Below are 22,642 nucleotides of genomic sequence, written 5' to 3' on the forward strand. Positions count from 1 at the left end.
CAAAAGTGAGCCGCTGTAAGAGCGGAACCCTAAGTGGCCGTTACCTAAATAACGGATATGTACTCAGTTCAAAAAGCCCGATAAGCCCGCATAAACAGCCCCACAACCTCCTGCACATGCTCCTCGGCCGCCTCAGCGCTCAGTTGCCCCCCACACCCATACAACAAACAAAAATTCGCCGTCCCCTTGAGCAAGCAAAAAAAATGCTCCGCCGCGGTGAACGGCTTGGCAATACGCAATGCGCCACTCTGGTCGATCTTACCGAGCAGCCGCTCCATCCCCTGCAACATACGCATCGGCCCGGCCTCGAAAAAGATCTGCGACAACTTCGGATCCTGACTCCCGGAAGTCATCATCAACCGATGCAGGTTCACCGACTCCTCGCTATTGATCAGCACATGAAACCCGCGGGCGATATTGAGCAGCACCTTCTCCACCGGCACACCCTCGGGCAGCTCGAAATACATCACCGGTAACTGCTCTTCGCACTTGGCAACCACCGCCGCCGAGAACAGCGTCTCCTTGTCGGTGAAATGGCTGTACACCGTCAGCTTCGACACCCCGGCCTCCACTGCCACGGCATCCATGCTGGTACTGGCATATCCATTACTCAAAAACAGGATCTTCGCCGCATCAAGAATCGCCTGGCGTTTTGCCATGTCCTTGGGACGCCCGGGGCTATTGGTGTTCACAGGATTGTCGGACATTTTCACTTTATTACTGGACTGGTGAGTTTGGTATTAATAACATACTGGCCAGTATAATTATTCCTAGCACCATTAGCGAAAGGTCCTTCAGCATGCGCAGCTATTTCCTGCCACTCGCGTTGCCTGCCAGCTTGTTATTCCTGTTGGCTGCCTGTGGCCATGAAGAAGCGGCGCAAACCACCGTCCGCCCGGCCATGGTGGTTCAGCCAGAGCCTTCGGCGCAGGCTTCCGACAGCTACCCGGGCGAGGTGCGTGCACGCTATGAACCCGACCTGGCCTTTCGCATTGGCGGCAAAGTCAGCCGACGACTGGTGGAGGAGGGCGAGCGCGTCAAGGCCAACCAGCCCCTGGCCGAACTCGACCCTCAGGACGTACGCCTGCAACTGGAAGCCACCCGCGCCCAGGTCGCCGCTGCCGACGCCAACTTGAGCCTGGTGCGCGCCGAGCGTGACCGCTACAAGACCCTGATGGACCGTCAGATGGTCAGCCGCTCCCAGTACGACAACTCCGAAAACCTCTACCGCTCCGGTGAAGCACGCCTCAAGCAGATCAAGGCCGAATTCGACGTGGCCAATAACCAGGCCGGTTACGCCGTGTTGCGCGCACCCCAGGATGGCGTGGTCGCCAAGCGTGCAGTGGAAGTCGGCCAGGTGGTGTCGGCCGGCCAGACCGTATTCAACCTGGCCACCGATGGCGAGCGGGAGGTGTTGATCAGCCTGCCGGAGCAAAGCTTCGGGCGTTTCAAGATTGGCCAGCCGGTGTCCGTGGAACTGTGGAGCCAGCCCGACCAACGCTTCAACGGCCGCATCCGCGAACTGTCGCCGGCTGCCGATCCAAAGTCGCGAACCTTCGCCGCCCGCGTCGCGTTTACCGGCGGCAAAGTGCCTGCGGAACTGGGGCAGAGCGCTCGCGTCTTCATCCAGGCTGACGGGGTGATTCCCCTGGCGGTGCCGCTGTCTGCCCTGAGCGCGGAGAACGGCGCGTCCTACGTCTGGGTGGTGCAGCCCGACAATACCCTCAAGCGCACACCGGTGCGGATCGGCGCCTTTGGCGAGAAAACGGTGCCGGTGCTGGAAGGCTTGAACCCCACTGATTGGGTGATCGCCGCCGGTGTGCATGTACTCCATGAGGGCCAGCAAGTGCGCCCGGTGGATCGCGCCAATCGAGTGGTAAGTCTGGCGGCCAAGGAGTAGTCCCCGATGGGTTTCAATCTTTCCGAATGGGCGTTGCGTAATCGCCAGATCGTACTGTTCCTGATGATCCTGCTGGCAGTGGTCGGCACCTTGTCCTACACCAAGCTGGGACAAAGCGAAGACCCGCCGTTTACCTTCAAGGCCATGGTGATCAAGACCAACTGGCCAGGCGCTACGGCCCAGGAAGTGTCGCGCCAGGTCACCGAGCGTATTGAAAAGAAATTGATGGAGACCGGCGACTACGAGCGCATCGTCTCCTTCTCGCGGCCCGGTGAATCCCAGGTCACCTTCATGGCCCGGGATTCGATGCACTCCGCAGAGATCCCGGACCTCTGGTACCAGGTGCGCAAGAAAATCAGCGATATTCGCCAGACCCTGCCACCGGATATCCAGGGCCCGTTTTTCAACGATGAATTCGGTACGACCTTCGGCAATATCTACGCCCTGACCGGCGATGGCTTTGACTACGCCGTGCTCAAGGATTACGCCGACCGCATCCAGATTCAGCTGCAACGGGTGCCGGATGTCGGCAAGGTCGAACTGCTGGGCTTGCAGGACGAGAAGATCTGGATCGAGCTGTCCAACCTCAAGCTCGCCACCCTCGGCCTGCCGCTGGCGGCCGTGCAGCAGGCGTTGCAGGAACAGAACGCGGTGTCCACCGCCGGCTTCTTTGAAACCCCGAGCGAGCGCGTGCAGTTAAGGGTGTCCGGCAACTTCAAGACCGTTAAGGAGATTCGCGACTTCCCGATCCGCGTCGGTGATCGTACGTTCCGTATCGGTGACGTGGCCGAGATTCATCGTGGCTTCAACGATCCACCGGCACCGCGCATGCGCTACATGGGCGCCGACGCCATCGGGCTGGCCGTGGCCATGCGTGATGGTGGCGACATCCTGGTGCTGGGCAAGGCCCTGGAAGGCGAATTCGCACGCCTGCAGAAGAACCTTCCTGCCGGTATGGAACTGCGCAAGGTGTCGGACCAGCCGGCAGCGGTAAAAACCAGTGTCGGCGAATTCGTCCAGGTGCTCGCCGAGGCCCTGGCGATTGTGTTGCTGGTGAGCTTTTTCTCTCTGGGCGTGCGCACCGGCATGGTGGTCGCCCTGGCGATTCCGCTGGTGTTGGCCATGACGTTTGCCACCATGTATTACCTCGGCATCGGCCTGCACAAAATCTCCCTCGGCGCGCTGGTGCTGGCGCTGGGCTTGCTGGTGGACGATGCGATCATCGCCGTGGAAATGATGGCGATCAAAATGGAGCAAGGGTACGACCGGCTCAAGGCCGCCAGTTTCGCCTGGACCAGCACAGCCTTCCCGATGCTCACCGGCACCCTGATCACGGCCGCGGGTTTCCTGCCGATTGCCACGGCGCAATCGAGCACCGGTGAATACACCCGCTCGATCTTCCAGGTGGTGACCATTGCGCTGCTGGCCTCGTGGGTCGCCGCCGTGATGTTCGTGCCGTACCTGGGGGAAAAACTCCTGCCGGACCTGGCGAAGATTCATGCGGCCAAGCATGGCACCGACGGGCCGGATCCCTACGGCACACCCTTCTATCAGCGCGTAAGACGCCTGGTGGAATGGTGCGTGCGTCGGCGCAAGACGGTGATCGTCCTGACCTTGCTGCTGTTTATCGGCTCGGTGGCGCTGTTCCGCTTTGTGCCCCAGCAGTTCTTCCCGGCTTCCGGGCGACTGGAACTGATGGTCGACCTGAAACTGGCTGAAGGCGCGTCCCTGAGCAATACGGCTGACCAGGTCAAACGCCTTGAAGCCTTGCTCAAGGAACATGCAGGTATTGAAAACTATGTGGCCTATGTCGGTACCGGTTCGCCACGTTTCTACCTGCCGCTGGACCAGCAACTGCCGGCCGCCAGCTTTGCCCAGTTTGTGGTGTTGGCCAAGACCATCGAGGAGCGCGAAAGCTTGCGCACCTGGCTGATCGAAACCCTCAACGAACAATTCCCGGACCTGCGTTCGCGGGTTACGCGGCTTGAAAACGGCCCGCCGGTTGGCTACCCCGTGCAGTTCCGGGTAACGGGCGAGCACATCGAAGAAGTCCGGGCCCTGGCGCGGAAAGTGGCGGCCAAGGTTCGCGAAAATACCCACGTGGTCAACGTGCACCTGGACTGGGAAGAACCGAGCAAGATCGTCTACCTCAACGTTGACCAGGACCGCGCCCGTGCCCTCGGCGTGAGCACCGCCAACCTGTCGAAATTCCTCCAGAGTTCCCTCACGGGCTCCAGCGTCAGCCAGTACCGTGAAGACAACGAGTTGATCGAAATCCTGCTGCGCGGCACGGTGCATGAGCGCACCGAGCTGTCGCTGCTGCCAAGCCTGGCGGTGCCGACCGACAACGGCAAGAGCGTGGCGCTGTCGCAGATCGCGACCCTGGAATACGGCTTTGAGGAAGGCATCATCTGGCACCGTAATCGCCTGCCGACCGTGACCGTTCGCGCCGATATCTACGGCAAGGAACAACCGGCCACCCTGGTGCAGCAGATCCTGCCGACCCTCGAAGGCGTGCGCGCTGAACTGCCGGACGGCTACCTGCTGGAAGTTGGCGGCACGGTCGAGGATTCCGCCCGTGGGCAGAATTCGGTCAAGGCCGGTGTGCCGCTGTTTATCGTGGTGGTGCTGACCTTGCTGATGCTGCAATTGCGCAGCTTCTCCCGCACGGCGATGGTGTTTCTCACGGCGCCCTTGGGCCTGATCGGGGTGACACTGTTCCTGCTGGTGTTCCGCCAGCCCTTTGGGTTCGTGGCGATGCTGGGGACCATCGCGCTGTCGGGGATGATCATGCGTAACTCGGTGATCCTGGTGGACCAGATCGAGCAGGACATCAAGGCCGGCCTGGCTCCCTGGCAGGCGATTATCGAGGCGACCGTGCGGCGCTTCCGGCCGATTGTGCTGACGGCGCTGGCGGCCGTACTGGCGATGATCCCGCTGTCCCGCAGCGTGTTCTTCGGGCCGATGGCCGTGGCGATCATGGGCGGCTTGATTGTTGCGACGGCATTGACGCTGTTGTTCCTGCCCGCGCTGTATGCGGCGTGGTTTCGGGTCCGCAAGGAGGCGGTGTAAGGCTGCGAGTGGCAGGGGTGTCCTGTAAGGAAATGCCTCTGGTCATTCACACATAGACGCAAACTACGACCCTGGGCGACGGAACGTTTGCCCATGGTGCTCCACTCAGAATTGTCTGATTGACAGACGTCGTTGTCGGGGCCGCAAGCCTGCGGTCCCGATGAACAACAATGAGTTCATGGAGTGTCATATGTTTATTTTGTCTGCCCTGGCAGCTTTCAAAGGTGCTTTCCTGGGGTCACTGCTGGGCAATCTGTTGCCTGGTTCCAATAAAGAAGCTGATACGGCGCGACCGCACAAGCCCGGCCATGGACGGCCCGGTTTCAACCACGGCCATCACTCCCGACCAACGGGGCCTGTCCTGCCTGCGCGGCCCAAGCCGTATCACCAGGCGCCGGTGCATGAGGCCCACCAACCCTACCAGAGGTCATCGGCACTCTTTCCGATCCATCGATAGCCGCTGACTCGAGGCAGCCCGGGAACCACTCGGGCTGCCTTGCCACTCAGAGGGGGCTTTTGACCCTAAATATCGAGGAGTGTGTATGATTTTTCCAGTACTGGTTTCACCACTGCACCTGTTGGGGGCTGTATTTGGAATAGGGCCGAATTTCGGTCGGTCCAATGGCAATGGCCAGCCCGAGATCAACATTAATATCAAAACCGAAAACAACACCACCAACAGCAGCAACAGCAATGCCGTGGGTAGTGATTTGCCTTGCAAGTGCCGCTATTAAAAAAAACGCCCTGAATAGTTCAGGGCGTTTTTAGTTGCCGGGTATGGTCTACAGCGCGCCGAACACCTTCTTGGCCAAGCTGGTGGCAGCCGCCGCCGGGTTCTTGCGAATGGTTTCTTCCTGCTGGGCGATCATCTTGAACAGCCCGTCCAGCGCCTGTTCGGTCACGTAGCTTTCGACATTGGCGCTCTTGGCATCAATGGCGCCAAAGGTGGCGGCCTTGCCGGCGAGCGCGTTGTACTGCTGGGCCACGCCGACCTTGTCGGTAGCGGCCTTGACGATCGGCAGGAACTTGGCCCGGATCTCGTCACGGCTGCTTTTGTTCAGGTACTGGGTGGCCGAGTCCTGGCCGCCGGTGAGGATGCCCTTGGCATCGGTCACGCTCATGTTTTTCACCGCGTTTACCAGGATCGGCTGGGCCTGGGTGACAGCAGACTCGGCCGCCTTGTTCATGCTGGTTTCAAGTTGCGTGACCTGGTCACCCATGCCGAACATTTTCAACTTGTCAGCGACTTTGCCCAACTTGCCCGGCAGGCCGATCTTCACTTCGGGGTTGTTGCTGAAACCACCGGGCACACCCAGTTGTTTCACGGCAATCTGTGCGCCTTGGGTCAGTGCATCCTTGAGGCCGCCGGTGGCGTCGCCCTGGGACAGGCTGCCGAGGGACAAGGCCATGGCGTTGGCACCGAGCAGCAAGCCGGCGCACAGGGCAGTGAGGCGAAGGGAGTTACGGAGCATGGGCGCTTCCTTATGTTCGATATTTTAATCAGTGTGCAACCGCATCCACGCGCAGGCGCAGCGGTTGTGGGTCCTGGCCGTTCAACTGCACGGAGTGCCGTTCGGTGGTGATAAACAGTAGCTTGCCCTCCAGTTCGATGCGAGCGCTCACCGAGTAACTGTGGCCAGGCTTGACCTGGGTCGGGTCGTAGCTCAGGTGAAAGGGCAGCGGCACCTGGCCTTTCACCGGGCCTTTCTGCTCGGCCAGGGTCACGGCCGGGGCATCCATCAAGGACACATCCTGCAGGGTCACACTCAAGGTGGCGGCGGGCGGCAGGGCGATGCGTTGCAGGTAGAAGACTTCGCCATCGAGGCTGGCTTTGGGCGCGGGGCTCATGGTCTGGCAGGCTCCCAGCAGGGCGGTCAGGCCCAGGAGGATGATTTTTTTCATGGTGCAGCTCCTTGTCAACGGCGCCAGAAACACCCTGGCGCCTCGGTCACTCTAGTGTGTTTCTTCGGGTACCACAGGCTGGTCTGCCGCCTCTTCGCTGCGATGCAGTGCGACCTGGCGAATCGACAGGCGAATCTCCGCGGGCAATACGCGTTTGGCTGCACCTTCGGCCAGCTCACCCAGCAGCGGGTGATAGCTCAGTTTGCCGGCCTCGTCGCGACGTAGCACATCTTGCTCCAGCAGGGTCTGGATAAAATGTCGGAAAAGGCTCTTGTCGAAGAACTCCGGGGCATTCAGGCCGTGCAGGATCGACAGGCGCTGGGCCATGACCGTGCACAGGTCTTCCAGCTCTTCGGCGCTGATGCTGTTCTGGCCGCTGTTGAGCAGCAGCGAGATCGCCATGTAGAAGCGTTGCAGGGTCTGGGCGATGCTCTTGGACAGCAGGGTCAACAGCACAAACTGCCGTGAGCTCGGCGCCGGGCGCAGGTACACGTCGTTTTCAAAACGCAGCAGGCCTTGTTCGACGAAGGCGTCCAGCCACTGGTCGACCACAGCATCCAGTTCGTCCAGGGACCAGCGGATAAACAGCTCCGATTGCAGGTACGGGTAGAGCGCACGGGTATAGCGCAGGATCTGTTCGCGGCTCATCCGCGAGCTGCTCTGGAAGAAACTCGCCAGCAGCGCCGGCAGGGCAAAAATGTGCAGCACGTTGTTGCGGTAGTAGGTCATCAGGACGGCGTTCTGCTCGTCCAGGTAGAGGATCTTGCCCAGTGCATCGCTCTGTTCCGACAGCAGGTCCATGTCCTTGACGTGCTTGATCAGCGCCAGGCCGTCGCCTTCCGGCAGGGTGGTGTGGGGCGAGTAGGGCACCTTGCGCAGCAGTGCCAGGTACAGATCCAGCTGGCGCGCCATCGCCTGTTCGTCCAGGGCCAGGCGGGTGGTGGACAGCAGCGCGAGGGCCACCAGGTTCACCGGATTGATTGCCGCCGCTTCGTTCAAGTGTTGCGCCACCCGTTCGCCGAGGCGGTTGGTGGTTTCGTTGAGCCACGCCGGCTTGTAGTTCGGGCCCAGCTCCTGGGAGCGCCAGTCGGGCTGCTCGCTGTCGAGGAATTCAGCCAGCTTGATCGGTTCGCCGAAGTTCACGGCGACCTGGCCAAAGCGCTGCTTGAGGGCGCCGACCACTTTGAAAATATCGAAAATCGACTCTTTCTTCTTGCTCGCACCGCGCAGTTCGCCCAGGTAAGTGCGGCCTTCCAGCACCCGCTCATAGCCGATGTACACCGGCACGAACACGATGGGCATGCGCGAGGAACGCAGGAAGCTGCGCAGGGTGATCGCCAGCATCCCGGTCTTCGGTTGCAGCATGCGCCCGGTGCGCGAGCGTCCGCCTTCGACGAAGTATTCCACCGGGAAACCCTTGGTGAACAAGGTGTGCAGGTATTCGTTGAACACCGAGGTGTACAGCGGGTTGCCCTTGAAAGTACGGCGCATGAAAAACGCCCCGCCACGGCGCAACAGGCTGCCGATCACCGGCATGTTCAGGTTGATCCCGGCGGCGATGTGCGGCGGGGTCAAGCCATTCTTGAACAGGAGATAGGAGAGCAGCAGGTAGTCGATATGGCTGCGATGGCACGGTACATAGATCACCTCGTAGCCCTGGGCGACCTTTTGCACACCTTCGATGTTGTTGACCTTGATGCCGTCGTAGATCTTGTTCCAGAACCAGCTCAGCACCACTTCGAGGAAACGGATGGCGGTGTAGGTGTAGTCCGAGGCGATCTCGTTGCCATAGCGCAGAGCCTGGGCCTTGGCTTTCTCGGGGGTGATTTTCTCGCGTTCGGCCTCGTCGAGGATCGCCTGGCGTACCAGTGGCATGTTCACCAGGCCCTTCACCAGGTTGCGCCGGTGGGACAGGTCGGGGCCGATCACTGCGGTTTTCAGGTTGCGAAAGTGCACCCGCAGGATGCGCTGGGCCATGCGCACGGTGCGTTCGTGGCCTTTATTGTGCTCGATCAACTCACGCAGGTTGATGGGCGCGGAGAATTGCACCCGGGTCTTGCGGCCCAGGATCAGGATGCTCAGCAGCCGGCGCAGGCGGCCGGTGACAGCCCAGCTGTCGGCGAACAGCAGTTTCCAGGGGCTGGACTCGCTGTCGGGCGACTGGCCCCAGAACACGCTGACTGGAATGATCTGTGCATTCTCTTCGGCGTGTTCGGTGAGCACATCCACCAGGCGGGTCAGGGTGGGTGGGGCGCCACGCTTGTCCTGGCGCCCCAGCCAGTCGGGGTCGGGCGTCAGGTAGAAGAAGGCTGCCGGCTCCATCAGCGGGCCGACCGACACCGGCAGCACCGGGCGCGGCAGGCCGGCCTTGGTACATTCGGTATCAACCACCGCCAATTCGGTGAGGGATGGAGATTGCAGGACGTAAAACACCGGACGACTGCGGTCGAGGTTCAAGGTAAGGGACGACTGGTTGATCGTCTCTGAGCGAACCCAGAGGTACAACAGCCGGCGCAAGGTGCCAAATACCAGACGGCGAAAGGGAGAACGGGTCATACGGCTTCTGCTTTGAGTGGGGAAAAAAACCGGGCAGGTGCTCGGGGCGCTAGTGTGCAGTATTAGCCGAAAATCGGCAAAAAAGCGGCGAAGTAATCTTGAGTTGAAGCTTTTTGAGCCTGTCTTATACTCGGCAGTTCAACTGCGACGACTCAACAATAAACGTACTTATAAAAAGCATGTGGGAGCAAAACAGATGGCAACGCGCGAAACCGGCAATGTGAAGTGGTTCAACGACGCCAAGGGCTATGGCTTTATCCAGCGGGAAGATGGCAAGGATGTGTTTGTGCACTACCGCGCCATTCGCGGTGAAGGGCATCGTTCATTGGCTGAAGGCCAGCAGGTGGAATACGCCGTGGTGACGGGAGAGAAGGGCTTGCAGGCTGAGGATGTGGTGGGCCTGTAACCTTGGCGTGATCGTTCCCACGCTCTGCGTGGGAATGCTTCTTTGGACGCTCCGCGTCTGCTTTTAATCGTGACGCGGAGCGTCACAGGTTGCATTCCCACGCAGAGCGTGGGAACGATCCCTCAGGTTGTTTTCCAGGTGATCTGCTCTTCACCGTCGGCGCTGATACGAATCCAGGTATCCGCGCTTTCTTCACCTTCTTCCTCTACCCAGCTGCCCGGCGCGCAACGCACTTCGACGTTCAGCGCGGCAAAGGCTGCGCGGGCGCAGGCGATGTCGTCTTCCCACGGGGTCTGGTCGCTTTCCAGGTACAGGCTGTTCCATTTGCCTACGGCTTTCGGCAGCCAGGTGACCGGTACGCTGCCGGCTTTGCACTTGTAGGTCTGGCCGCGCTGGACCCAGTCGGTGCACGGGCCCAGGGCGGCGCCCAACCAGGCGGCGATGGCCTTGTGGTCGACGTCGGCGTCCTTGAGGTAAATCTCGATATCAGGTTGGCGCATGGATGTTCCTCGTTGCGGGATTTTGAAAATCCATTCGCGGATTCGGTGTGGGCCCCGAGGCCCACAAAAATAATGGGTTATTGAAGCACGAAATAGTCGTAGCGCATCGACACAGTGACCAGCAGCGGTTCGGCGGCTTCGATCACCCGGGCCCGGCGTTCGGCACTGGCGCGCCAGCCGTGGGGCGTCATCGCCAGCAGGTTGGCGCGATCCTTGGGATCGGCCAGGCTGAGCTTGAACTCCAGGGTTTCGCTGTGTTGCAGGCTCATGCCCTGCGGCACCAACGCCAGGTGCTTGTCGTCGGTGTACTCGCGCACTTCGTCGTACAAACGCTCACGCAGCTCCATCAGGTGGCCGCGGGTCGGGCCGACTTTCATCAAACCACCACCCGGGCTGAGCAGGCGCTTGGCCTCCAGCCAGTCCAGTGGGCTGAACACGCTGGCCAGGAACTGGCAACTGGCATCGGCCAACGGCACCCGGGCCATGCTGGCGATCAACCAGGTCACCGTGGGGTTGCGCTTGCAGGCGCGCTTGACCGCTTCCCTGGAAATATCCAGGGCATAACCATCGGCGCGCAGCAGGGCGTCGGCGATCTGTGCGGTGTAGTAACCCTCGCCACAGCCGATATCCAGCCAGCGCTGGGGTTTGCGTTCAGCGGCCAGTTCGGCCAGGCGCCTGGCCACCGGGGCGTAATGCCCGGCGTTGAGGAAGTCGCGGCGCGCTTCCACCATCGCCAGGTTGTCGCCCGGGTCACGGCTGTTCTTGTGCTGCACCGGCAACAGGTTCAGGTAACCCTGGCGCGCCCGGTCGAAACGGTGCCCGGCCGGGCAGGCTACGCCGTTGTCCACTTCCTGTAGCGGTGCGCTGCAAATGGGGCAAGCGAGCATCAGGCGAGCAACTTGATCAGGGTCTGGTAGTAGATTTCGGTCAGCACATCGAGGTCGCTGGCGAGGATGCGCTCGTTGACCTGATGGATCGTCGCGTTGACCGGGCCCAGCTCCACCACCTGAGTGCCGAGGGTCGCGATGAAGCGCCCATCGGAGGTGCCGCCGCTGGTGGACGCCTGGGTCTCGCGACCGGTGACGGCCTTGATGCTGGCGGAGACCGCATCGAGCAACGCGCCCGGTTCGGTGAGGAACGGCAGGCCCGACAGCGCCCACTCCACATGCCAGTCCAGGCCATGCTTGTCGAGAATCGCCGCGACCCGCTGCTGCAGGCCTTCGACGGTGGACTCGGTGGAGAAGCGGAAGTTGAACACCGCCGTCAGGTCGCCCGGGATCACGTTGGTGGCGCCGGTGCCGGAGTTGAGGTTGGAAATCTGGAAGCTGGTAGGCGGGAAGAAGGTGTTGCCATCGTCCCAGTGCTCGGCGGCCAGTTCGGCCAGGGCCGGAGCCGCCAGGTGGATCGGGTTCTTCGCCAGGTGCGGGTAGGCCACATGGCCTTGCACGCCGCGCACGGTCAGGGTGGCGCCGAGGGAGCCGCGACGGCCGTTCTTGACCACGTCGCCCACCAGGGTGGTGCTCGACGGTTCGCCGACGATGCACCAGTCCAGGCGCTCCTTGCGGGCTGCCAGGCGTTCGATCACGGCCTTGGTGCCGTGGTGCGCCGGGCCTTCTTCGTCACTGGTGATCAGGAATGCGACCGAACCCTTGTGGTCCGGGTAGTCGGTCACAAAGCGCTCGGAAGCGACCAGCATCGCCGCCAGGCTGCCTTTCATGTCGGCTGCGCCACGGCCGCAGAGCATGCCGTTTTCATCGATCAGCGCGTCGAACGGGTCGTTCTGCCAGGCCTTGACCGGGCCGGTCGGCACCACGTCGGTGTGGCCGGCGAAGCACAATACCGGGCCTTCGTGTTTGCCGTGGGTGGCCCAGAAGTTATCCACATCCTCGATGCGCATCGGCTCAAGCGCAAAACCGGCGTCGCCCAGGCGCTGCATCATCAGCTTCTGGCAATCGGCGTCGACCGGCGTCACCGACGGGCGGCGGATCAGGTCGATAGCGAGTTGGAGGGTCGGCGAAAGGTCGGCGTGGGCCGTCATGTAAAAACTCCAGAAGCATGTCAGGGCGCAAGGCTTATGTGGGAGGGGGCTTGTGTGGGAGCGGGCTTGCTCGCGAATACGGAGTGTCAGTCAACAATGTATGAACTGACCCGGCGCATTCGAGAGCAAGCCCGCTCCCACACAAAGCAATGGCCTGGGCCAAGTCTCACAAAATGGCCGTTATCTTATAGCAAAACGGCGGCCAGAGGCCGCCGTTTAGTGCATTGCGCAGGATTTTAAGCAGCGGCCACAGGCTCTTGCTTCGGTGCCGGTTTCGGCAGCGACGACAGGAACGCCATGATCAGCGCCGCCACATACGGCAGCGACTGCACCAGCAACATCACCACCCAGAAGCGCATGTCATTGCTCGGCAGGCCCTGCACCAGGTAAATCCCCAGTGCCGCACCCCACAACAGCAGCATGATGAACATCTCTTCCCGGGCTTCGGAAATCGCCACCCAGAAACCGTGGTTATCGGCATTCTTCGGTGTACGGAAGAACGGAATGCTGGTGGTGAAGAACCCGTACAGCACCGCCTTGGCGATGGTGTGCGACAACGCCAGCCCGGCCAGTGCCGCGCAGAACGCATCTTTCAGGTTCACACCCACCGCACGACGGTAGAGGAAGATGATCTTGCCGACCTTGAACACGAACAACGCCAGTGGCGGGATCGCGAAAATCAGCAGCGGCGGGTCAACCCGCGTCGGCACGATAATCATCGCCGCCGACCACAACAAGGCGCCCACGGTGAAGAAGATGTTCATGCCGTCGGCCACCCACGGCAACCACCCCGCGAGGAAGTGGTAGCGCTGGCCACGGGTCAGCTCGGTGTCCTTGCCGCGCAAGAGGCTCGCAGTGTGACGCTTGATGATCTGGATCGCGCCGTAGGCCCAGCGGAAACGCTGTTTCTTGAAGTCGATAAAGGTATCGGGCATCAGGCCCTTGCCGTAGCTGTCGTGGTAGTACGCCGCCGACAGGCCCTTCTCGAAGACCCGCAGGCCCAGCTCGGCATCCTCACAGATGCACCAGTCGGCCCAGCCCAGCTCTTCCAGCACCGAGCGACGGGTCATGGTCATGGTGCCGTGCTGGATGATCGCGTCACGGTCGTTGCGGGTGACCATGCCGATATGGAAGAAGCCTTTGTATTCCGCGTAGCAGAGCTTCTTGAAGGTGCTTTCGTTCTGGTCACGATAATCCTGTGGCGACTGCACCACGGCGATTTTCGGGTCGGCGAAGTGCGGCACCATGTGCTTGAGCCAGTTTGGCGACACGCAGTAATCGGAGTCGATCACCGCGATCACTTCGGCATCCTTGGCGGTGTGCGGGATCAGGTAGTTCAGTGCGCCGCCCTTGAAACCGGCCAGGGGCGAGACGTGGAAGAACTTGAAGCGCGGGCCGAGGGTTTCGCAGTAGTCGCGCACCGGCTCCCACACGGCCGGGTCCTTGGTGTTGTTGTCGATGATCAGGACTTCGTAGTCCGGATAATCGAGGGCGGCCAGGGCGTCGAGGGTCTGTTTGACCATCTCCGGCGGCTCGTTGTAGCACGGCACGTGGATCGAGACTTTCGGGCGGTAGTCCGAATCCCCTTCAACCGGCAGGAATTCACGCCGGCGTTTGTGGGTCCAGACTGCTTCGGCCAGCTCATGGGCTTCAGTCAGCAACACGATAAATACGCCCAGGGCGCCGAGTGCCAGCAGGAAGCCCACCGTCAAGCTGAACCAGGTGCTGTATTGCTGGCTGTAGTCATAACCGATCCACACCAATACCGACCCGCACAGGAACGCGATAAAGGTCAGGAACGTACGGCCGCGCTGGCGCAGGGCCGAGCCGTCGATCATCAGCAGGGTCAGGGACAGCAGCGCAAGCACCACCGAGCCGATCGCCAGCACTCGCCATTGCGGAATCGCGACCACCGGGCCATCAAAGTTGAATTTCTGCTGGCGTGCGGCGTTGAACACGCCCCAATAGGCCCCTACAGAGCCTTCGTCGCTGGCTTTCCATGGCTGGTCAAACGCTTCGATCACGAAGTAGTTGTAGCCCTGGCGGTTCAGCGTGTTAACCAGCGTGCGCAGGTAAATCGCTTGGTCGGCGGGGGAGGCGTCAGCACCGCCACGCATCCGGCCGTTGCTCGGCCAGCCAACCTCCGACAGCAACAGCGGCTTTTTCGGGAAGGTCTTCTTCAGGTCCCGTGCGCGATCGAGGACGAACTGGCCGGCCTTGTCCACCGGGATATGTTCCCAGTACGGCAGGATGTGCGCGGCGATCAGGTCGACGTGCTTGGCCAGTTGCGGGTTGTGTTCCCAGATGTGCCATTGCTCGGAGGTGGTTACGGGCACCTTGACGGCGGCCCGTACCCGATCCAGCAGCACGATCAGCGCTTCCGGAGTGATTTCCTCGCGGAACAGCGCCTCGTTGCCCACCACTACCCGCACTACGCTGCGGGAGCTGTTGGCGATTTCGATGGCGCGCTGGATCTCGCGCTCGTTGCGCTCAAGGTCCGGACTGATCCAGATCCCCAGGGTCACCCGCAGGCCGAATTCTTCCGCCAGCTTGGGGATATCCCCCAGGGTGCCGTCGACCGAGTAGGTACGGATGTTGTCCGTCAGCTTGCTCATGATCGCAAGGTCCTGACGCATTTGATCGTCGGTCGGATACTGGTCTTTCTGTGGGTACTGGCCTTGCTGGAACGGCGAGTACGAAAAACCGGAGATCTGCTCGGGCCAGTTAGGGGCATTGACCGGGCGGTTGATCAGCGCCCAGAAGCCGGTGAACAGCGCGGCGATTGCCAGCACCACCACCAGGTTGAGTCCAAATTTACGCGATGACATGGCTATTTCGGGTTCCAAAGGGTGTGGAACGAAAAGAGGTGTCGGCCTGCGCCGAACGGCGCGCATCCTACACTGGCCTTTCACCGACCGTACAGCAAGCCGGGAAAAACCGGACATTGGGCAGTGCAACTCGTCGTAAGTTCTCTTACTTGTAGCTTGTAGTTTAAAACTTGTCGCTGTGTAGCCCTATAATGCGCGCCGGTTTTTGGGGTAATGGTCATGAGTACAGAAGATCCACGGTTTACCGGCGTCGCCCGCTTGTATGGCATTGAAGGCCTGGAGCGCCTGAAGGCGGCCCATGTGGCCATCGTCGGCGTGGGCGGGGTGGGTTCGTGGGCGGCGGAAGCCATCGCTCGCTGCGGCGTGGGCGAGATTTCGCTGTTTGACCTCGATGATGTATGCGTCAGCAACAGCAACCGTCAGTTGCATGCGCTGGACAGCACGGTGGGCAAGGCCAAGGTCGAGGTCATGGCCGAGCGCCTGAAAGGCATCAACCCGGATTGCACCGTGCACGCGGTGGCGGATTTCGTGACCCGCGAGACGATGGCCGAGTACATCACGCCGAACATCGACTGTGTGATCGACTGCATCGACAGTGTGAACGCCAAGGCCGCACTGATTGCCTGGTGCAAGCGGCGCAAGATCCAGATCATCACCACCGGCGGCGCGGGCGGGCAGATTGATCCGACGTTGATTCAGGTGTGTGACTTGAACCGTACGTTCAATGACCCGCTGGCGTCGAAGGTGCGCTCCACGTTGCGTCGCGACTATGGCTTCTCCCGCACTGTGACCCGCCACTACAGCGTGCCCTGCGTGTTCTCCACCGAACAGCTGCGTTACCCGAAGCCGGACGGCAGCATCTGTTTGCAGAAGAGTTTTGTCGGGGATGGCGTGAAGCTGGACTGTGCCGGCGGGTTTGGCGCGGTGATGATGGTGACTGCGACCTTCGGCATGGTGGCCGCGACCAAGGCGGTGGACAAGATAGTGGCCGGGGTGCGCCGGCCTGCTGACAGGGTCAAGGCCCCTTAGATCTCAGTCTGGAATGAAGATCAAAATGTGGGAGCGGGCTTGCTCGCGAAAGCGGTGTATCAGTCGACATCTCCGGTGACTGACACGCCGCCTTCGCGAGCAAGCCCGCTCCCACATTTAGTTTTGTATAAGGCTCAACTCCCGCATCCGCTGAAGCACGGCATTCAACCCATTGCTGCGCGACGGCGATAACTGCCGCGACAGGCCCAGTTGTTCAAACCAGCCGGGCAAGTCGACGGCTTGCAGTTCGGCGGCAGACACACCGTTGACCCGCGCCAGCAACAACGCCACCAGCCCGCGTATCAGCCGTGCATCGCTGCTGGCGGCAAACTGCCAATGCCCATCCTGCAAGCGCCCCACCAGCCACACCAGGCTTTCACAGCCCTGCACCAGGTTGACGTCTACCTTGTCTTCGTCCGGCAAGGCGGGCAGCCGCTCGCCCCATTGCATCAGCAGGCGGGCTCGTTGCTCCCAACTGCCGACCGCCTGGAACGCTTCCAGCGCGACTACGGCCTCAGTCGGCAAGCTCATCGCAACATATCCAGGGCTTGATCCAGCGCTTCAAAAAAGCGCTCCAGGTCATCGGAGTCGTTGTACAGCGCCAATGACACCCGAATCGCCCCCGACAATCCCATCTGCTTGAGCAGCGGCATCGCACAATGATGGCCGGCGCGCACCGCAATCCCTTGTTCGGTCAGCAAGTGGGCGAGGTCGGCGTTGTGCACGCCTTCCACCACGAAGCTGGCCAGGGCGACGTGCGGCGACCCCAGCAAGCGCACGCCATTGCGCGCTTGCAAGCCACGCAACAGGTAGTCGTGCAGGGCGGCTTCGTGAGCCGTCACCGCCTGCTGGTCCAGGGAACTCAGGTAATCCAGGGTTGCCCCCAGGCCGATCACGCTGGCGATCGGCGGAGTCCCGGCTTCGAAACCGAGGGGCGCCGGGCGGAAACTGGCGCTTTGATAATCAGCCTGCTGCACCATCTCGCCCCCAAACTGCCAGTGGCGCAGGTGATGCAGGGCTTCGGTGCGGCCATACAGCACGCCGACGCCGTCCGGCCCATAGAGTTTATGGCTGGAAAACACGTAGAAGTCGCAGCCCAGGGCCTGCATATCATGGCGACCATGCACGATGCCCTGGGCGCCATCGACCACCGTCAGTGCATCGTGGGCCTTGGCCAGCGCCAGCAGTTGCGGCAACGGCTGCCAGGCGCCAAGTACGTTGGACAGTTGGCTCACCGCCAGCAGGCGGGTGCGCGGGCCGATCAGTTGGGCGGCGGCTTGCAGGTCGATCAAGCCGCCAGCGTCAAGCGGCAGTACCACCAGCGCCAGCCCGCGACGCTTGGCCAGTTGCTGCCACGGCAGCAGGTTGGCGTGGTGCTCCAGGGCGCTGATGACAATCTCGTCGCCCGGGTTGAATAGGTGCTCAAGGCCATAAGCCAGGAGGTTCAGCGCCGATGTCGCGCCGTGGGTGAAGATGATTTGCCCCTCGTCACCGACGTTCAGCCACTGTGCCACCTTGCTGCGACTGTCCTCGAAAGCCTGGGTCGCATGGGCGCCCGGCAAGTGCTGTGCACGGTGCACATTGGCTGCGCCATTGGCGTAGTAATGGCTGATGGCGTCCAGCAGGGCTTGAGGTTTTTGCGTGGTGGCGGCGTTGTCCAGATAGGTCTGGTCTTGCCGTTGCAGGGTGGCGATGGCCGGAAAATCGGCGCGCCAGGGAGAGGGCACAAGCATGGTGATCAAGACTCGTATAAACGGCCCGCACCGGTCAGGCGCGGGCCGTTAGTGGCATCGAGTCGCTGCTTAGTTGTGAGCGTGCAGCGCTGCGTTCAGTTCGATGGCCGATTTGTGGGTTTTGCACTCCACGGCACCGGTCTCGGAGTTGCGGCGGAACAGCAGGTCCGGTTGGCCGGCCAGCTCGCGGGCCTTGACCACCTTGACCAGCTGGTTCTGCTCGTCCAGCAGCGCAACCTTGGTGCCGGCGGTCACGTACAGGCCCGACTCCACGGTGTTGCGGTCGCCCAACGGGATACCGATACCGGCGTTGGCGCCGATCAGGCAGCCTTCGCCGACCTTGATCACGATGTTGCCGCCACCCGACAGGGTGCCCATGGTGGAGCAACCGCCGCCCAGGTCCGAGCCCTTGCCGACGAACACGCCAGCCGACACGCGGCCTTCGATCATGCCCGGGCCTTCGGTACCGGCGTTGAAGTTGACGAAACCTTCGTGCATCACGGTGGTGCCTTCGCCTACGTAGGCGCCCAGGCGGATCCGCGCGGCATCAGCGATACGCACGCCGCTCGGCACCACGTAGTCGGTCATCTTCGGGAACTTGTCCACCGAGAACACTTCCAGCAGGTCGCCACGCAGGCGCGCTTCCAGTTGACGCTCGGCCAGCTCATTGATGTCGATTGCGCCCTGGCTGGTCCAGGCCACGTTCGGCAACTGCGGGAACACACCGGCCAGGCTCAGGCCGTGAGGCTTGACCAGGCGATGGGACAGCAGGTGCAGCTTGAGGTAGGCCTCAGGCGTGGAGGTCAGTGCGGCGTCTTCGGCCAGCAGGGTGGCGACCAGCGGCGTGTGGCTTTCAGCCAGGCGGCTCAACAGGGCGGCTTGGGCAGCGTCGACGCCCTTGAGCGCGTCAGCCAGTTGCAGGGCCTGGGTGACGGTGAAAGTGATCGCCTGGTTGCCTTCGGTGTAACCGAGGATCGGCGCGATGGCCGCGATGATTTCAGCCGATGGATTGAGCAGCGGTTGTGCGTAAAACACTTCCAGCCAAGCACCTTGGCGGTTCTGAGTGCCGACGCCGAAGCCCAGGCTGAACAGGGAATTGGACATGCTGTTACCTCTACAAAAATGGAGTGGGCTGGCCTACTTGAGGGCCGCCGAATAGCTATCTGGCTTGAAGCCAATCAGGGTTTTGTCACCGAGATCAAGCACCGGGCGCTTGATCATCGAGGGTTGCGCGAGCATCAATTCAATGGCTTTCGCTTGGTCGAGATCGGCTTTGCGTTCGTCTTCGAGTTTGCGAAAGGTGGTGCCCGCACGGTTCAAAACCACCTGCCAACCGTGCTCATTGCACCATTGGGTCAAGTGTTCGCGGTCGATACCGGCCGTCTTGTAGTCATGAAACTCATACTGGATAGCGTGCTCATCGAGCCAGGTGCGCGCCTTTTTCATGGTGTCGCAGGCTTTGATGCCGAAAAGGTGCAACGTTTTGCTTGAAGCGGTCAAGGAATTGCCCCCCTTTGGGCTCACGCAGATTAAAGGTCACGGATTATGCCATGGCCAGCGGCTTTCGGCGCCGCTCGTCACACTTACGTTTTGCTCGTGTGCGACTTTTGTGCAAAGGCCATCGCGCAGCATAGGCGGCTAATATGGCACTTCAACGGCGAGTTGTTGCCTGATGTGTGTTGTTGCAAGTTGATTGTCTGGGAATCCCGCGTTATGCAAACCGCCTACACCGTACTTATCCTGCTGATGCTGGTCAGCGTTTCGCGCCTTGTCGGGCGTGTGATCCCACTGCCGTTGCCACTGGTGCAGATCGCCGCCGGTGCGTTGCTGGCCTGGCCGACCCTGGGGCTGCATGTCGCCCTGGACCCTGAGTTGTTTCTTTTCCTGTTTCTGCCGCCGCTGCTGTTCTCTGATGGCTGGCGCATGCCCAAGCGTGAATTGTGGCGCCTGCGCGGGCCGATCCTGACGCTGGCGGTGGGGTTGGTGCTGTTTACAGTGGTGGGTGCCGGTTACTTCATTCACTGGTTGTTGCCGAGTATTCCCCTGCCGGTGGCCTTCGCCCTGGCGGCCGTGTTGTCGCCGACGGATGCCGTGGCGGTGTCGGCCATTTCCCAGAACCGCTTGCCGACGCCACTGATGCACATGCTCCAGGGCGAGGCGTTGATGAATGATGCCTCGGGCCTGGTGACCTTCAAGTTCGCCTTGGCGGCGGCGCTGACCGGCGTGTTCTCGCTGGCGGATGCGAGCCTCACCTTTGTGCTGGTGGCCGTGGGTGGGCTGGCGGTCGGTGTGGCGTTGAGCTGGCTGGTCGGCCGCCTGCGTGCCTGGATGATCGCCCGGGGCTGGGACGACCCGGCGACGCACGTGGTGTTCATGTTGTTGCTGCCATTCGCCGCCTACGTGCTGGCGGAACGCCTTGGCGCATCGGGCATCCTGTCGGCGGTGGCTGCGGGCATGATGCAAAGCTGGCTCGACCTGCTGCCGCGCCAGACCAGCACCCGGTTGCTCAACCGCAGCGTCTGGTCGCTGCTGGAGTTTGCGTTCAACGGCTTGATCTTCCTGCTGCTGGGCCTGCAACTGCCGGACATCATCAAGGCGGTGGTCAGCCATGAGCCGACGCTGTGGCCGACCTTGTTGTATCGCTGCCTGGACGTGATCGCGATTTTCCTGGTGCTGGTGGTGTTGCGGTTTATCTGGGTGCAAAGCATCTGGCGACTGTCGGGTTTATTGCGCCGGATTCGTGGGAAAAGTGAGCTGACGCTGGTGCCCACCGCGCGGTCCTGCTGGTTGCTGACCGTCGGTGGCGTACGCGGTGCCGTGACCCTGGCGGGTGTGATGTCGGTACCGTTACTGCTTGCGCCGGGGCAGGATTTTCCCGAGCGCGACCTGCTGATCTTCATCGCCGCCGGTGTGATCCTGCTGTCGTTGGTCGCGGCCTGCATCGCTTTGCCGCTGCTGTTGCGCGGCATCGAGAAGAGCCCGGATGAGAAACGCCACAATGAAGTGCGCGAGGCCTGGAAGAAGACCGCCGTGGCTGCTATCCATGCCCTGGAAGCCGAAGAACCCGCTGAAGCTGCACCCCAGGATGCCGCCCAGGCAGCCTTGGCCACCGAGCTCAAGGCGCGGTTGATGTCGGAGTATCGTCATCAACTGGAAGTGTTCAACGATTCGGCCGAAGCCCAGGCGCTGGCGTTGCAGATGGATCAACTGGAGCGCAAGTTGCGGCTCAAGGCCCTGCGGGCGCAGCGTCTGGAACTGTATAGCCTGAGCCGTCACCATCAGATTGGTGATGATGTGCTACGGGAGGTGTTGGCGGATCTGGATATGAGCGAGGCGAATCTGGGTCATATCAAATAACACCGCGGTGCTTGCTTGTGGCGAGGGAGCTTGCTCCCGCTGGGCTGGGTAGCGGCCCCAAAAAAGCGGGAGCGCTGCGCACTCCAGCGGGAGCAAGCTCCCTCGCCACATTCAGCGCAGTTATTTATTGCGGGTAATAAAGTCGCGAATCCGCGTCGCCGCTTCCACGCACTCCGCCAGCGGCGCGACCAGCGCCAGGCGTACACGCCCGGCGCCCGGGTTGACCCCGTCCACTTCCCGCGACAGGTACGAGCCCGGTACCACGGTCACGTGTTCTTCCACGAACAAGTCCCGGCAGAACGCCGCATCGTCGCCCTTCACATTCGGCCACAGGTAGAAGCCGCCGTCCGGGTTTTGCACGTCCAGCACCGGCTTCAGGATCGCCAGCACCGCATCGAACTTCTCCCGGTACAGGTCACGGTTGGCCTGCACGTGGGCTTCGTCCTGCCAGGCAGCAATGCTCGCCAGTTGGGTTTGCACCGGCATCGCGCAACCGTGGTAGGTGCGGTACAGCAGGAAGCCCTTGAGGATATCGGCATCGCCGGCCACAAAGCCCGAACGCAGGCCCGGCAGGTTGGAGCGCTTGGACAGGCTGTGGAACACCACGCAACGCTTGAAGTCCTGGCGGCCCAGTTCCACGCAGGCGCTGAGCAGGCCTGGCGGCGGGGTTTGTTCGTCGAAGTACAGCTCGCTGTAGCACTCGTCGGCGGCGATCACGAAGTCGTATTCGTCGGCCAGGGCGATCAGCTTTTTCAGGGTGGCGACGGGAATCAGTGCACCGGTGGGGTTGCCTGGCGAGCACAGGAACAGGATCTGGCAGCGTTTCCAGATGTCCGGCGATACGGCGTCGAAATCCGGGTTGAAGCCGTTTTCATCCAGGCACGGCAGGTAATGCGGCTTGGCCCCGGCGAGGAACGCAGCCCCTTCGTAGATCTGGTAGAACGGGTTCGGGCTGACCACCAGCGCGTCGTCGCCGCGGTTTACCACGGTCTGGGTGAAGGCGAACAGCGCTTCACGGGTGCCGTTCACCGGCAGGATGTTGCGCGCCGGGTCAAGCCAGCCCTTGGGCACGCTGAAACGGCGTTCACACCAGGCGCCAATGGCTTCGCGCAGGGCGGGAATGCCCAGGGTGGTGGGGTACACCGCCATCTGGTCCAGGTTGTTGGCCAGCGCCTCGGCGACAAACTGCGGGGATTTGTGCTTCGGCTCACCGATGGACAGGGCGATGGGGCGTTTGTCCGGGTTCGGCGTGACGCTGCCCAGCAGGACGCGCAATTTCTCGAACGGGTAGGGCTGCAGCTGGTTCAGGGCGTTGTTCATC

19 protein-coding genes are annotated in these 22,642 nt (G+C 61.8%); 6 read left to right on the top strand and 13 right to left on the bottom strand.

Annotated elements, in window-relative coordinates:
* Positions 1-68: 68 nt before the first annotated feature.
* Positions 69-707, bottom strand: coding sequence for a TetR/AcrR family transcriptional regulator (locus HX814_RS29955; RefSeq protein WP_008430503.1), 639 nt, complete (start codon positions 705-707; stop codon positions 69-71).
* Between the two features lie 92 nt (positions 708-799).
* Between HX814_RS29955 and HX814_RS29960 the strand changes: the two genes are divergently transcribed.
* The 3 genes from HX814_RS29960 to HX814_RS29970 all read left to right on the top strand — a co-directional run bounded on the left by HX814_RS29960 (position 800) and on the right by HX814_RS29970 (position 5,706).
* Positions 800-1,900, top strand: coding sequence for an efflux RND transporter periplasmic adaptor subunit (locus HX814_RS29960; protein ID WP_177008890.1), 1,101 nt, complete (start codon positions 800-802; stop codon positions 1,898-1,900).
* A 6-nt stretch (positions 1,901-1,906) separates the two neighbouring features.
* Positions 1,907-4,972, top strand: coding sequence for an efflux RND transporter permease subunit (locus HX814_RS29965; RefSeq protein ID WP_134325827.1), 3,066 nt, complete (start codon positions 1,907-1,909; stop codon positions 4,970-4,972).
* 542 nt (positions 4,973-5,514) lie between these two features.
* Complete coding sequence (locus HX814_RS29970) at positions 5,515-5,706, top strand: hypothetical protein (protein ID WP_008430499.1); 192 nt, start codon at positions 5,515-5,517, stop codon at positions 5,704-5,706.
* 48 nt (positions 5,707-5,754) lie between these two features.
* Here HX814_RS29970 and HX814_RS29975 read toward each other — a convergent pair whose 3' ends face one another.
* From HX814_RS29975 to plsB, 3 genes are read right to left on the bottom strand one after another with little or no spacing between them, the layout of a single operon-like run.
* Positions 5,755-6,444, bottom strand: a complete 690-nt coding sequence (locus HX814_RS29975) for a DUF4197 domain-containing protein (RefSeq protein ID WP_003219356.1) — start codon at positions 6,442-6,444, stop codon at positions 5,755-5,757.
* Between the two features lie 28 nt (positions 6,445-6,472).
* Positions 6,473-6,874, bottom strand: coding sequence for a YbaY family lipoprotein (locus HX814_RS29980; protein ID WP_003219355.1), 402 nt, complete (start codon positions 6,872-6,874; stop codon positions 6,473-6,475).
* Between the two features lie 51 nt (positions 6,875-6,925).
* Positions 6,926-9,430, bottom strand: a complete 2,505-nt coding sequence (gene plsB / locus HX814_RS29985) for a glycerol-3-phosphate 1-O-acyltransferase PlsB (RefSeq protein WP_177008891.1) — start codon at positions 9,428-9,430, stop codon at positions 6,926-6,928.
* 196 nt (positions 9,431-9,626) lie between these two features.
* On the opposite strand from plsB, the gene HX814_RS29990 reads away from it, so the two are divergent.
* Positions 9,627-9,836 (top strand): cold-shock protein, encoded by a 210-nt coding sequence (locus HX814_RS29990; protein ID WP_003219353.1) that lies wholly within the window; start codon positions 9,627-9,629, stop codon positions 9,834-9,836.
* 122 nt (positions 9,837-9,958) lie between these two features.
* Here HX814_RS29990 and HX814_RS29995 read toward each other — a convergent pair whose 3' ends face one another.
* From HX814_RS29995 to HX814_RS30010, 4 genes are all read right to left on the bottom strand, one after another.
* Positions 9,959-10,336, bottom strand: a complete 378-nt coding sequence (locus HX814_RS29995) for a hypothetical protein (protein WP_008430491.1) — start codon at positions 10,334-10,336, stop codon at positions 9,959-9,961.
* 77 nt (positions 10,337-10,413) lie between these two features.
* On the bottom strand, positions 10,414-11,223 hold the full coding sequence (locus HX814_RS30000; protein ID WP_102368224.1) for a putative RNA methyltransferase: 810 nt from the start codon (positions 11,221-11,223) through the stop codon (positions 10,414-10,416).
* Positions 11,223-12,374 (bottom strand): succinyl-diaminopimelate desuccinylase, encoded by a 1,152-nt coding sequence (gene dapE, locus HX814_RS30005; RefSeq protein WP_008430488.1) that lies wholly within the window; start codon positions 12,372-12,374, stop codon positions 11,223-11,225. Before dapE ends, HX814_RS30000 begins: the two co-directional genes overlap by 1 nt.
* Positions 12,375-12,610: 236 nt before the next feature.
* Entirely contained in the window at positions 12,611-15,202 is a 2,592-nt protein-coding gene (locus HX814_RS30010) for a glycosyltransferase (protein WP_003219347.1), read from the bottom strand.
* Between the two features lie 219 nt (positions 15,203-15,421).
* On the opposite strand from HX814_RS30010, the gene tcdA reads away from it, so the two are divergent.
* Positions 15,422-16,231 carry a tRNA cyclic N6-threonylcarbamoyladenosine(37) synthase TcdA gene (gene tcdA, locus HX814_RS30015; RefSeq protein ID WP_177008892.1) on the top strand — a complete coding sequence of 270 codons (810 nt, stop codon included), beginning with the start codon at positions 15,422-15,424 and terminating at the stop codon, positions 16,229-16,231.
* Positions 16,232-16,348: 117 nt separating this feature from the next.
* Here the strand turns inward: tcdA and HX814_RS30020 are convergent, their stop codons facing one another.
* The 4 genes from HX814_RS30020 to HX814_RS30035 form a co-directional block, all read right to left on the bottom strand.
* Positions 16,349-16,762 carry a SufE family protein gene (locus HX814_RS30020; RefSeq protein WP_003219344.1) on the bottom strand — a complete coding sequence of 138 codons (414 nt, stop codon included), beginning with the start codon at positions 16,760-16,762 and terminating at the stop codon, positions 16,349-16,351.
* Positions 16,759-17,964 carry an aminotransferase class V-fold PLP-dependent enzyme gene (locus tag HX814_RS30025; protein WP_177008893.1) on the bottom strand — a complete coding sequence of 402 codons (1,206 nt, stop codon included), beginning with the start codon at positions 17,962-17,964 and terminating at the stop codon, positions 16,759-16,761. The genes HX814_RS30020 and HX814_RS30025 overlap by 4 nt, the downstream gene beginning before the upstream one ends.
* A 69-nt stretch (positions 17,965-18,033) precedes the next feature.
* Positions 18,034-19,068 (bottom strand): 2,3,4,5-tetrahydropyridine-2,6-dicarboxylate N-succinyltransferase, encoded by a 1,035-nt coding sequence (dapD, locus tag HX814_RS30030; protein WP_003219342.1) that lies wholly within the window; start codon positions 19,066-19,068, stop codon positions 18,034-18,036.
* A gap of 33 nt (positions 19,069-19,101) precedes the next feature.
* A complete protein-coding gene (locus tag HX814_RS30035) occupies positions 19,102-19,464 on the bottom strand; it encodes an ArsC family reductase (protein ID WP_003219341.1) in 363 nt (120 codons plus the stop codon).
* Positions 19,465-19,677: 213 nt separating this feature from the next.
* On the opposite strand from HX814_RS30035, the gene HX814_RS30040 reads away from it, so the two are divergent.
* Positions 19,678-21,321 carry a Na+/H+ antiporter gene (locus HX814_RS30040; protein WP_003219338.1) on the top strand — a complete coding sequence of 548 codons (1,644 nt, stop codon included), beginning with the start codon at positions 19,678-19,680 and terminating at the stop codon, positions 21,319-21,321.
* A gap of 120 nt (positions 21,322-21,441) precedes the next feature.
* On the opposite strand, the gene dapC is transcribed toward HX814_RS30040, so the two are convergent.
* A complete protein-coding gene (dapC, locus tag HX814_RS30045; protein ID WP_008432243.1) occupies positions 21,442-22,641 on the bottom strand; it encodes a succinyldiaminopimelate transaminase in 1,200 nt (399 codons plus the stop codon).
* Between the last annotated feature and the right edge of the window lies 1 nt (position 22,642).

The sequence above is a fragment of the Pseudomonas sp. C8002 genome (assembly GCF_013385765.1).
Taxonomy (GTDB): Bacteria; Pseudomonadota; Gammaproteobacteria; order Pseudomonadales; family Pseudomonadaceae; genus Aquipseudomonas.

Coding starts and splice junctions, on each gene's coding strand:
- HX814_RS29960 (WP_177008890.1), top strand. CDS start 800: ATGCGCAGCTATTTCCTGCCACTCGCGTTGCCTGCCAGCTTGTTATTC.
- HX814_RS30010 (WP_003219347.1), bottom strand. CDS start 15,202: ATGTCATCGCGTAAATTTGGACTCAACCTGGTGGTGGTGCTGGCAATC.
- HX814_RS29970 (WP_008430499.1), top strand. CDS start 5,515: ATGATTTTTCCAGTACTGGTTTCACCACTGCACCTGTTGGGGGCTGTA.
- tcdA (WP_177008892.1), top strand. CDS start 15,422: ATGAGTACAGAAGATCCACGGTTTACCGGCGTCGCCCGCTTGTATGGC.
- HX814_RS29980 (WP_003219355.1), bottom strand. CDS start 6,874: ATGAAAAAAATCATCCTCCTGGGCCTGACCGCCCTGCTGGGAGCCTGC.
- plsB (WP_177008891.1), bottom strand. CDS start 9,430: ATGACCCGTTCTCCCTTTCGCCGTCTGGTATTTGGCACCTTGCGCCGG.
- dapE (WP_008430488.1), bottom strand. CDS start 12,374: ATGACGGCCCACGCCGACCTTTCGCCGACCCTCCAACTCGCTATCGAC.
- dapD (WP_003219342.1), bottom strand. CDS start 19,068: ATGTCCAATTCCCTGTTCAGCCTGGGCTTCGGCGTCGGCACTCAGAAC.
- HX814_RS30040 (WP_003219338.1), top strand. CDS start 19,678: ATGCAAACCGCCTACACCGTACTTATCCTGCTGATGCTGGTCAGCGTT.
- HX814_RS30020 (WP_003219344.1), bottom strand. CDS start 16,762: ATGAGCTTGCCGACTGAGGCCGTAGTCGCGCTGGAAGCGTTCCAGGCG.
- HX814_RS29995 (WP_008430491.1), bottom strand. CDS start 10,336: ATGCGCCAACCTGATATCGAGATTTACCTCAAGGACGCCGACGTCGAC.
- HX814_RS29965 (WP_134325827.1), top strand. CDS start 1,907: ATGGGTTTCAATCTTTCCGAATGGGCGTTGCGTAATCGCCAGATCGTA.
- HX814_RS30025 (WP_177008893.1), bottom strand. CDS start 17,964: ATGCTTGTGCCCTCTCCCTGGCGCGCCGATTTTCCGGCCATCGCCACC.
- HX814_RS30000 (WP_102368224.1), bottom strand. CDS start 11,223: ATGCTCGCTTGCCCCATTTGCAGCGCACCGCTACAGGAAGTGGACAAC.
- HX814_RS29975 (WP_003219356.1), bottom strand. CDS start 6,444: ATGCTCCGTAACTCCCTTCGCCTCACTGCCCTGTGCGCCGGCTTGCTG.
- dapC (WP_008432243.1), bottom strand. CDS start 22,641: ATGAACAACGCCCTGAACCAGCTGCAGCCCTACCCGTTCGAGAAATTG.
- HX814_RS29990 (WP_003219353.1), top strand. CDS start 9,627: ATGGCAACGCGCGAAACCGGCAATGTGAAGTGGTTCAACGACGCCAAG.
- HX814_RS29955 (WP_008430503.1), bottom strand. CDS start 707: ATGTCCGACAATCCTGTGAACACCAATAGCCCCGGGCGTCCCAAGGAC.